The 10,917-nt window shown below is 45.5% G+C and carries 11 protein-coding genes; 5 read left to right on the forward strand and 6 right to left on the reverse strand.

The features are described from left to right. Positions 1-219: 219 nt before the first annotated feature. The 6 genes from LG272_RS08050 to LG272_RS08075 all read right to left on the reverse strand — a co-directional run bounded on the left by LG272_RS08050 (position 220) and on the right by LG272_RS08075 (position 6,896). Positions 220-756 carry a hypothetical protein gene (locus LG272_RS08050; protein WP_404407833.1) on the reverse strand — a complete coding sequence of 179 codons (537 nt, stop codon included), beginning with the start codon at positions 754-756 and terminating at the stop codon, positions 220-222. After that, positions 756-3,842, reverse strand: a complete 3,087-nt coding sequence (locus tag LG272_RS08055) for an efflux RND transporter permease subunit (RefSeq protein ID WP_404407835.1) — start codon at positions 3,840-3,842, stop codon at positions 756-758. Before LG272_RS08055 ends, LG272_RS08050 begins: the two co-directional genes overlap by 1 nt. Further along, positions 3,839-4,885, reverse strand: coding sequence for an efflux RND transporter periplasmic adaptor subunit (locus tag LG272_RS08060; RefSeq protein ID WP_126758832.1), 1,047 nt, complete (start codon positions 4,883-4,885; stop codon positions 3,839-3,841). The genes LG272_RS08055 and LG272_RS08060 overlap by 4 nt, the downstream gene beginning before the upstream one ends. A 143-nt stretch (positions 4,886-5,028) precedes the next feature. Then, positions 5,029-5,955 carry a stomatin-like protein gene (locus LG272_RS08065; protein ID WP_126758833.1) on the reverse strand — a complete coding sequence of 309 codons (927 nt, stop codon included), beginning with the start codon at positions 5,953-5,955 and terminating at the stop codon, positions 5,029-5,031. Continuing rightward, on the reverse strand, positions 5,952-6,431 hold the full coding sequence (locus tag LG272_RS08070) for an NfeD family protein (protein ID WP_126758834.1): 480 nt from the start codon (positions 6,429-6,431) through the stop codon (positions 5,952-5,954). The genes LG272_RS08065 and LG272_RS08070 overlap by 4 nt, the downstream gene beginning before the upstream one ends. 72 nt (positions 6,432-6,503) lie before the next feature. After that, positions 6,504-6,896, reverse strand: a complete 393-nt coding sequence (locus tag LG272_RS08075; protein WP_404407838.1) for a hypothetical protein — start codon at positions 6,894-6,896, stop codon at positions 6,504-6,506. Positions 6,897-7,119: 223 nt separating this feature from the next. Between LG272_RS08075 and ccoN the strand changes: the two genes are divergently transcribed. The 5 genes from ccoN (at position 7,120) to LG272_RS08100 (ending at position 10,915) form a co-directional block, all read left to right on the forward strand. Continuing rightward, positions 7,120-8,589 (forward strand): cytochrome-c oxidase, cbb3-type subunit I, encoded by a 1,470-nt coding sequence (ccoN, locus tag LG272_RS08080; RefSeq protein WP_404407840.1) that lies wholly within the window; start codon positions 7,120-7,122, stop codon positions 8,587-8,589. 12 nt (positions 8,590-8,601) lie between these two features. After that, the gene (ccoO, locus tag LG272_RS08085; protein WP_404407842.1) at positions 8,602-9,222 is read left to right on the forward strand and encodes a cytochrome-c oxidase, cbb3-type subunit II; all 621 of its coding nucleotides are present in this window, start codon (positions 8,602-8,604) and stop codon (positions 9,220-9,222) included. Between the two features lies 1 nt (position 9,223). Continuing rightward, positions 9,224-9,415 carry a cbb3-type cytochrome c oxidase subunit 3 gene (locus LG272_RS08090; RefSeq protein ID WP_126758838.1) on the forward strand — a complete coding sequence of 64 codons (192 nt, stop codon included), beginning with the start codon at positions 9,224-9,226 and terminating at the stop codon, positions 9,413-9,415. Beyond that, complete coding sequence (gene ccoP / locus LG272_RS08095; protein WP_126758839.1) at positions 9,408-10,355, forward strand: cytochrome-c oxidase, cbb3-type subunit III; 948 nt, start codon at positions 9,408-9,410, stop codon at positions 10,353-10,355. The genes LG272_RS08090 and ccoP overlap by 8 nt, the downstream gene beginning before the upstream one ends. Positions 10,356-10,417: 62 nt before the next feature. Then, a complete protein-coding gene (locus tag LG272_RS08100; protein ID WP_404407845.1) occupies positions 10,418-10,915 on the forward strand; it encodes a FixH family protein in 498 nt (165 codons plus the stop codon). Positions 10,916-10,917 lie beyond the last annotated feature (2 nt).

The raw sequence follows: 10,917 nt of genomic DNA on the forward strand, positions 1-10,917 counted from the left end.
CGAGATATTATTGATTTCGTATAATGTATATTATGTTAAATGGTATTGTATTCAGTGTATAGGTGTTATGTGATGACTTACATTTATAGCGCTAATTCGTGCGTATTTTTAAAAATTGGCAGTTCAGCTACGCAAAATCATACAGATTTCACGTAGCGAACGATTTCGGATATGGATTAGATTACGCGTTTAATCTGAGGTTTTTTAATCGAAAAGTCGTTACTCTACAAATGTCTTCATTGCACTCATTTGTTGTTGAAGAACATTTTCAACTGCAGGAGCCCATTGGCTTAAGTCATTAGGTGTATAACCGCCGACACGATAAAAAACCGTTAGCTCGGTACTGGCATCATCGATTTGACTTAACCGCCATTCCATAACACCAGTGACACCTTCGCCTTGCAGTGGCCCCAAGCCTCCTAATAATCGAATGAATTGATTTGGGATAACCATCGCAACTTGCATGTGTTGAGCTTGTGAGTCACCGAATATTTCACAAAAACACCCACCAGCTGCGGCATCTAGGTTCATGTTTTTGCCTTCGCCGAACCACGTATGATCATCAAGCCACCACTGGCCAATGTCATCGGTTAAGCCATTATAGACATCAGTAATAGAAGCGTTCACGGTTTGTTTAAATTCAAGAGTGAATCCCTGAGCACTACTGTCAATCACTTCAGCTTGGCTTTCGATTGGCGTAAACGTTGCAGTAAGTAGCAACGTATTGGCGATAAGAAACTGATGGATACGATTCATTACAATTCCCCTGCTCGCTTCATTTCGTCTTCTAACCGATTCGTTTCATCGGCACGCGGCTTAGTAAATCGAGCGATAGCAAGATATAAAACTGGCGTTAAGTACAAAGTAAATAGCACAGCAAAGGCAAGACCGCCAAATACAACCCAACCAATTGCATTACGCGATTCAGCGCCGGCACCAATAGAAAGAATCAAGGGCAGCGCACCTAGCAAGGTTGATACCAACGTCATCATAATTGGGCGTAGACGAATTTCCGCTGCATTTTCAATCGCTTGACGCACACTTTCGCCTTGGTCGCGAAGCTGATCGGCAAACTCCACCAATAGAATAGAGTTCTTGGCGATAAGTCCTATCAGCATGACTAAACCAATCTGTGAGAATATGTTGATGGACGTGCCGGTAACGTAAAGCGCAAAGAAAGCCGCAGCAATACCAAATGGCACCGTCGCCATAACAACTATGGCTGAATTCACGCTTTCAAATTGTGCCGCTAATACCAAGAAAACAATAATAAAAGCTAAAATATACGTCAGCGCCACCTCACGAGCAGTTTCTTCATAGGCTTCAGCTTCGCCAAGTAAAACTAACCCAATACCACTGGGTAATTCTTCGGCAGCAATTTCGCGCATACGCTCAACAACTTGCTCGAGCGGAATCGAACTCGGTTGCTGCATATCGACTTGGATTGCTCGTCGTTGAGAACGCCGCTCTAATTCAGCTGGAACGCCCTCCTCAGTTAATGTGGTCAAACTCGATAGAGGGACAAGACCTGTCGCTTGCGAGCCGACGTACAGGTTCATGATGTCTGTCGGATCACGAACTAAATCACGCTGGGCTTGCAACATAATTGGCACCGCTTGGTCACCAATGTTCAAATCGGTTACATCTAAACCGTTAATAGCCGCTCGTAATGTTGTGGAAATATCAGCTAAAGGCACGCCGAGCTCTTCCGCTCGTTTACGATCTATATTTACGCGCAATTGGGGCTGCGTCGGCTGGTAACCAATTCGAGGGAATCCAACCTCAGGCATTTCATCCTGTAAACGAGTAGCGAATTTTTGCGCCGCGCGGAAGATTTCAGGATATTCATCGCCGGTTAGGGCAAACTCTAAACCACCACCCTGGCCTCGCAAATTAAGGCTATTTGAACCAAACGCACGTGCTGGAGCGCCAGGAATTTCACTTAACGGTCCGCTTATTTCATCAATGATGTCTTGCTGACTTTGATCGCGTTCTTCCCAGTCAGTTAAACGTACTGTTATAAACACCAAGTTGGGGTCCCATTGCCCAACGACTGTGTTAATACTGTCGACTGCTCCACCATTCACATAAGGTAATAAAATTTCTTCCATCTTCTGTGCTTGGCGATCCATAAAATCAATACCGACACCATCAGGCCCACGCGCAAAGATACGGATGGTGCCGCGGTCTTCATTGGGCATGAGTTCATTGTCGACTTGGAAGTATAGATAACCGGCTGTGCCAGCGATAACCGTACTAGCAACAAATATCAGCAACGCTTTATCGAGTGCCACATGAAGCGTTTTTACGTAAATATCACGTAGCTTACTACCGACTTTTTGTAGCCGCGTTTCTTTTGCTTCTTTCAGCGGAAGACGGGCTGTTAATGCCGGCACTAAGGACAAGGCTACGAAAGATGAGATAATTACAGCTGTGGCAAGCACCCCACCAAATTCGCGGAATAATCGCCCTGCTGTCGACGGCAGAAACGCAATTGGAACAAAAACAGCTACAAGTACAGCGGTTGTCGCAACAACGGCAAAAAATACTTCTCGTGTACCAACCACTGCCGATGCTCGCGCGCCTAATCCAAGACCTCGACGTCGTTGAATATTTTCGGATACGACAATCGCATCATCAACAATAAGACCAGTCGCAAGTACAAGCGCTAATAAGGTCAAGATATTAATTGAGAAACCAAGCACCCATATCACTGCAATCGAGCCGATTAATGCAACCGGTATTGCAAATGCTGGAATAATTGTGGCACGCCCAGAGCCGATGAACACCCAGAGCGTTACAACAACTAAAGCAATTGTTAAAGCTAAGGAAACAAAAACCTCTTGTACCGAACTTCGAATAAATTTCGCATCGTCGGACGTGACTTGAATATCTAATTCTGGATACTGCAATTGCAAGCGATCAACAAGTTCAAGCACTTCATCAGAAATTTCAATCGTATTCGATCGCGCTTGCCGAATGATACCGAGGCCAATGACTGGCTTACCATCTAAGCGCACCATACTGCTGGCATCGGCCGGCCCAAAGAATACCGTCGCGATATCACCAATTCGTGTCGTATCACGCACCACGATGTTTTCAACATCGTCAACGGTTACAGAGCTTGCGTCCGCACGAACAATCAGCTGCTGATCTGTCGATTTTAAGCTACCAGCCGGAACATCAAATGGCGCCTGTCTTAAAACGTCAGCGACGTCACTTACGGTTAACTCAAAGCTCGCTAATAATAAAGGATCTAAAATAACTCGCAGAACGCGTTGCCGATCACCGTTTAAACGCACATCAGCAACACCTGGAACGCTTAAAAAATTGGGAGCAAGGTCGGTTTCAACACGTTCAGTTAAGGTTTCGAGGTCTAATGTAGCACTCGAAACGGCAAGCGATACAACTGATTGCGCATCGTTATCGGCTTTTATTACTGCGACGTTTTCCACCTCTTCGGGCAATCGTCGTTCGACTTGACTAACCGTTTCACGCATTTCATTGGCGGCGCTATCAAGGTCAATACCCGGTCGAAATTCAACCACAATACGCGAGCTACCTTCTTCACTCGATGCACGAATTTGCTTAACGCCACTCACACGAGCAGCGGCACCTTCTAAGATACTGGTAACCTCAGTATCAACGGTTTCCGGAGCGGCACCAGGGAAGCTTGCTGATACCGTTACAATGGGTCGGTCAACATCCGGTAATTCACGAACTTCAACGCCGTTAATTGCTGCGTAACCCGCGATGATAATCAATAAATTCAGAACGATAATTAAAATCGGGCGACGAATTGCCAGTGAGGGTAAATCATTTAGCATCGGCGAAAATTTCATGACTGCGACTCCGCAGCTGGCGCTTCACGAACTGATTGACCTGCTCGTAAACTTTGTACACCTTCAACAATCAGGTTATCACCCAATTGAAGTTCACCAGAAACAAGTATTCGACCTTCCAATCGCTGTTCGATATTGACATCGACCCGCTGCGCTTTACCGTCTTTCTCTACCCAGACATAGGCGCCATCAGCACTCCACATCAAGGCTGCTTCGGGTACTACTGCATAACTATCACCTTGATAGGTAAGCGCTGCACGAAAACTCATCCCCGGACGATATAAATCGTTACTATTATCAATAGCTGCCCGAACGCGAATGGTTCGGTTTGTTAAATCAACGCGAGAGTCTACTTCGACAATCTCTGCTGGTATTGCCTGCCCTCGACTTGCCCAAGGACGAACAATCAACTCTGCGCCACGCTGTAATAACTCCATTGCTGCTTCGGGCGCCTTAAAATCAATGTAAAGTTGCTCACGTTTATCAATCGTTGAAATTAAAGTCTGGGTGGTAATTCTATCGCCAGGTTCAACATCCGTTATTCCTAGAACACCATCAAATGGTGCGCGCACTTGGCGATCTTCATAAGCTATTTCGGCTTCTCGCGCTGCTACCTTCAACAAATCTCTTGCAGTTACAGCGATATCAAGCTCACTTTGCGATATGGCGCCCTGCTGACGACTTGTGGTTAATCGTCGGACGGTCCGCTCGGCGTCCTCAAGTTCAATTCGAGCGCGCTGAAGATCAACTTGCTGTTGACGATCATCGAGTCGCACCAAGACATCTCCTTGTTCGACACGTTCACCGGGCTGAAAATTAACTTCTAAGACGAGATCACCAACTGCAGGATACAATGCTACTGAACGCTGAGCTTCAGCATAGCCGACCGCTTCAACGCTGCGTTGTACACGCTCGAATCCAACTGGTTGCATCACCACCCAAGCGGCACGGTCTCCACCCCATTGTTGCGCAAGTGAGGAAGGAATAACACTTGCACCCACAACGAGACATCCGATAACCGCTAATCGATTCAACCACTGCATGAATATTTCCTATCTGATAGTTTGCTTACACTAAGTAGTTAGATTTTCGCAAAATTGATCATAAAAGGTCGTCCATCTTCGATGAACGACCTTCTATTTACGCTCGATTTCTATTTGTGCCAAATAAAGTTAAGTATAGCGGGTTAGCTCTTCTTCTTGATGATTTCGGTCAAGCCGGCAACGGCGCTGCCGATATCCGCGAGCTGTGCAGGTAAAATTAGAGTATTGGTTTCTTTTGCTAAGTTACCGAATTCCTTCACATATTGTTCAGCTACGCGCAAACTAACTGCGTCTTGACCACCAGGCTGTTGAATTGCAAGAGCAATTTTCCCAAGACCTTCGGCGGTGGCTTCTGCAATCAGTTCAATTTCACGCGCGCGCCCTTCTGCTTCATTGATTTGTTTCTGCTTTTCTGCTTCAGAAAGGTTAATGACTTCTTGCTTATGACCCTCGGAAACATTGATCATTGCTTGGCGCTCGCCTTCCGACTTTGCGATGGCGGCGCGACGCTCACGTTCTGCACGCATTTGCTGTTCCAACGCATCTTTGATGCTCATCGGCAATTCGATATCTGAAATTTCATAACGCAACACCTTTATTCCCCATGGCGATGCTGCTTCATCAAGTGCCTGTACAACAATTTCGTTAATTCGCGCGCGCTCCTCAAACGTCTTATCTAAATCAGTTTGACCAATGACTGAGCGCATGGTTGTTTGTGCCAACTGCGAAGCGGCATAGCGATAATCATTGATGCCATAACTTGCTTTGTGGGCATCGACCACTTGAATATACAGCACACCATTAATACCAACTTGAATGTTATCGCGTGTTACACAAGCCTGACGTTCAACATCAATGACTTCTTCTTTTAGAGTATGTTGATAAGCCACTTTATCGATAAAAGGAATTAAAATGTGAAAGCCTGAATCAAGTGTTCGGCTATATTTCCCTAGGCGTTCAATTACAAAATTTGAGCGTTGCGGCACGATACGCGCCGACTTTAAAATTATAATAACGACAGCAATCGCAAAACCAATCGCTAAAACCGTTTCAATATTGGTACCATTCATGAGTTATCGCTTCCTTTTGTCTGATTTCTTGCAGTTAATCTTTCTTTTTGTACGGTGAGTTGAATGCCTTCATTCGCAACTACCCATGCCGTATCACCAACTTGTAAATCATCCTCTGAAAACGCATCCCATTGAACGCCATTTAAAACGACGCGCCCAGCACCATGATTGAACGCTTTGACGACAGTCACGCGCGCGCCAATATCACGCTGGAAGTTCGGCCGAGTTTCGTCTTCATCGGCTGTATAGCCCGTAAACCAGCGCTTGATACGCCCGCGAGCCAATAATAGCGTGACCAGACTTACAATTCCGAAAACTGCAAACTGAATTGCTAAATCATCAATCAATCCCCAGTGTACCAATAGCCCTGTAACAATCGCGCCAATGCCTAGAAACACAGCAACAACACTCGTTAACAACAGCTCCGAGATGATCAAAACCACACCGACCAAAATCCATATTAAAGCGATAGACATGTAGCCACCTTGTTAAATTTGTTCCATAAAAACTATAGCATGCGTTGAAAACCACCACTTGTTTTAATTGTTTCAATTGGTTTCCGTGGTGAATTCGAACCGATAATAACCTTTTACATTGGTCGCCTGATTGTACCAAGGCACACTAGCTTGCCAACGCATTTGTGGATCACTACAAGCACCAAGCCAAACTTTAACCTGCCACGTGGTGTCTGTCTGTTGTTCTACGACAAGCGGAATTACGCCCATATACATAGAAACGCCCTCGAGTTTACCCTGCTCCAAAATTAGACCCTCGGGCACCGTAAATTCAATTGCAAACTGCTCCTCGACCCGAGGTTGATCCGGATCAAATTTATGGAAGATTTTTTCATTTGTTCTATGCTGTTCAGGAGGTTGCTGTTGTTCACAACTACTTAACAAGAAAACGCTCAACAGCACGAAAATAAAGACCTTAACTTTCATGCGGGTATTTTTTACCTCAAAACTGGAATTGCCTAAAGTGTATATTATTTCGCCAAGCGCCTGTAAACCGCTTATTTTTCCTGTTTTCAGCCTGTTTTTCTTGGTTCAAAACTCGTAAAATACACCCGTTTGTCAAACTACCGATAAGGGAACGGACAGGCAACCTATTATTTGTCACGTTACTCTGTCTTAAACTTTCAGAGCATCAACGCGGAATACAAAAATGAGCCAAACGAATCCACAACAGATTGAATATAACCTAAAGGTTGTACGGCAGTTCGCCATTATGACCGTTATTTGGGGAATCATTGGCATGACAGTCGGCGTACTTATTGCTGCGCAGCTGATCTGGCCAGAACTAAACTTTGACACGCCATGGCTTACCTACTCTCGGTTACGTCCATTGCATACTAATGCAGTAATTTTTGCATTTGGTACGTCTGCCTTGATGGGAACATCGTTTTACATTGTTCAAAAGACATGTAAAACAGCGCTGTTCTCCAACAAGTTAGCTAGCTTCGTATTTTGGGGTTGGCAAACAGTTATTGTCCTAGCTGTTATTACTCTTCCGCTAGGTCTTACTAGCTCTAAGGAATATGCCGAGCTCGAGTGGCCAATCGATGTCCTAATAGCCCTTGTTTGGGTGGCTTATGTCATTGTCTTCTTCGGTACGTTGGTGAAGCGGAAAACCTCGCATATTTACGTTGCTAATTGGTTCTATGGCGGCTTCATTGTCACCATTGCGGTGTTACACATCGTCAATAGTATGGCAATTCCAGTGTCATTCACTAAATCCTATAGCCTTTATGCTGGTGCTGCGGATGCGATGATTCAATGGTGGTATGGCCACAATGCGGTAGGTTTCCTATTAACCGCTGGCTTCTTAGGCATGATGTACTACTTTGTTCCTAAACAAGCTGAACGTCCGGTTTACTCTTACCGTTTATCAGTTGTGCACTTCTGGGCTCTTATTTCCCTATACATTTGGGCTGGTCCACACCACTTGCACTACACTGCTCTGCCTGACTGGACACAGTCGCTCGGTATGGTGATGTCGGTGATTCTATTTGTTCCATCTTGGGGCGGTATGATCAACGGTATCATGACCTTGTCTGGCGCTTGGCATAAGCTTAAAACAGACCCTATTTTGCGCTTCTTGATCGTATCATTGTCGTTCTACGGCATGTCGACGTTCGAGGGCCCAATGATGTCAATCAAATCAGTTAACGCATTGTCACACTACACCGACTGGACTGTAGGCCACGTTCACTCTGGCGCTTTAGGTTGGGTAGCAATGATTACAATCGGTTCGCTGTACTACTTAATTCCACGTTTGTGGAACCAAACACAAATGCATAACGTACGTTGGATAAACATCCACTTCTGGTTGCACACCATAGGCGTCGTTTTGTACATCGTTGCACTATGGATCTCAGGTGTTATGCAGGGTCTAATGTGGCGCGCCGTCAATGCGACGGACGGTACTTTAACTTACAGCTTTGTTGAAAGTGTGGTTGCATCATATCCATTCTGGTTCATTCGCTTTGTTGGTGGCGTGTTTATCGTCGCTGGTATGGTGTTGATGGCGGTGAACGTCTATCGCACTATTCGTGCTGGCAAGCCAACGGTGGAATATGTTGATGCCGCACCTGAGCACAGCCCTGCTCCAGCAGCAGCAACTCAGTCAGCTTAAGGAGTCGATGTAATGAGCAAGAACGTTAAACACGCATTTCTTGAAAAGCGCGTTGGTTGGTTGGCGGTACTCATGACCATCGCCATCTCTATCGGCGGTCTGGTTGAAATTACGCCGCTACTGTTCCAAAAACAAACAAACGAACCAGTAGTTGGTTTAAAGCCTTATACTGCGCTGCAGATGGAAGGCCGTGATATTTATATTCGCGAAGGCTGTAATAACTGTCACAGCCAGATGATTCGTCCATTCCGCTCAGAAACCGAGCGTTATGGGCACTACTCACTTGCTGGCGAGCACGTCTGGGAACGTCCTTTCTTGTGGGGTTCAAAACGTACGGGCCCTGATCTAGCCCGTGTGGGTGGTCGTTATAGTGACGAGTGGCATTACGTTCATTTGATGAACCCGCGTGATGTTGTTCCTGAATCTAACATGCCAGCGTTTCCGTGGCTTGCTGATAACACGCTTGATGGCGAGTTAACCGGCAAGAAAATGGAAGTATTCCGGTCATTTGGAGCGCCTTACACTGACGAAGACATCGCTGGTGCAAAGGCTGCAGTAGAAGGCAAGACAGAAATGGAAGCCTTGATTGCATATCTCCAAGTGCTTGGAACTGGCTTAACGCAGGCTGAGTAAGATGGATTACATCACTTGGCGTAGTTTTTACACCGTATTAGTTTTCGTACTGTTTATCGGTGTGGTTTGGTGGGCCTATAGCAAAGGTCAAAAAAAGAACTTTGATGAAGCCGCCAATTCCATATTTGACGAAGATGAAAAATCGTCTGTAACCAAAGACAGTACTAAACAGGAGTCGAAGAATAATGAGTAGCTTCTGGAGTGCATGGATTATTGTCCTAACTTTAGCCTTCTTGGTGTTTATTATCTGGCTATTACGCTGGAATATGACCAATTACACCGGCATTAAAGAAGGTGAATTAATGGACCACGAATTTGACGGTATCGTGGAAATTAACAACCCAATGCCGAAATGGTGGACCATTTTATTCTGGATCACGATTGTCTGGGGTTTCTTGTATTTAGCCCTGTATCCTGGTTTGGGTAACTTCACTGGCCTACTCGGCTGGAGTAGCTCGAACCAAGACGTTCGTTCATTAGAGCAATCTAAAGAAGCAACCGAAGCGGCTCGCGAAGCTGGTTTGATTGTTGAATATGATCGTCAAATGGACCAGGCAGAAGAAAAGTTTGGCCCAGTATTTGCTGCATTGTCTGAGCGCCCGATTGAAGAATTAGCGCAAGACCCTGAAGCGGTTAAGATTGGTCAACGCCTATTCATTCAAAACTGTGCTCAGTGTCATGGTTCAAATGCTATGGGCGGTAAAGGCTTCCCTAACCTGACCGATGATGACTGGCTATATGGCGGCAGCCCAGAAGCCATTAAGCATTCTCTAATGGAAGGCCGCAATGGCGTTATGCCAGCTCAAACTCAATTTAATGATCAGCAAATTACCGAACTTGCGCATTATGTTATGAGTTTAAGTGGTCGTAAGGTTGACCCAGAACTAGCTAAAGCTGGCGAATCAAATTTTGCAGCTTGCGCAGCTTGTCATGGCCCAAATGGGAAAGGCAACCAAGCACTTGGCGCGCCAAACTTAACCGATAACGTTTGGTTATATGGCGGTTCACAGGATGCTATCGAAGAAACGTTACGTAATGGTCGTAACGGCGTCATGCCAGCATGGAAAGATATCCTCGGAGAGGATAAAATCCACGTCATTAGTTCGTACGTTTACGGACTGTCGCAGGACTAATCGAAAAGCCCCGCTCCTGCGGGGCTTTTTCTTTAAATTACATAAGTTGAGGTTTGTGTCGCATGGAAAAGCCTTGGTATAAGCAGTTTTGGCCGTGGTTCTTAATGCTCATCCCGTTTTCTGTTGTTATCGCTATGATTATCACATTAACCATTGCAAGCGGTTATGGAGATAACCCAATGGTTGTGGATGACTATTATAAGAAAGGACGCGGTATTAATGCTCAAGTCGAAAAAGTTCAAGCCGCACAAGCCCTGAACATTGAGTTTACGTTTAAACAATCGGAGAATGCGTTTACATTAACTTATAAGAGCGGCGCTCCGGAACAGTTTAGTGCGCTCAAGGTTAGCTTTTATCACACCACGCTTGCGGAAAAAGATTTCACTGTAACCTTAACAGCCGATGCGCAAGGTGTTTATCGAGGCAATCTTCCAGACAATGAAGAAGGCAAATGGACGATTACGATAACGCCATTTGACGATAGCTGGCGAGTAACGCAGCAAGTTCAGCTTCCAGCTTATCGAGAGCTTGCTATTAAGCCGCTAACATACGGCGTTTAATT

This window comes from Pseudidiomarina marina, from assembly GCF_044807045.1.
Lineage (GTDB): Bacteria > Pseudomonadota > Gammaproteobacteria > Enterobacterales > Alteromonadaceae > Pseudidiomarina > Pseudidiomarina marina.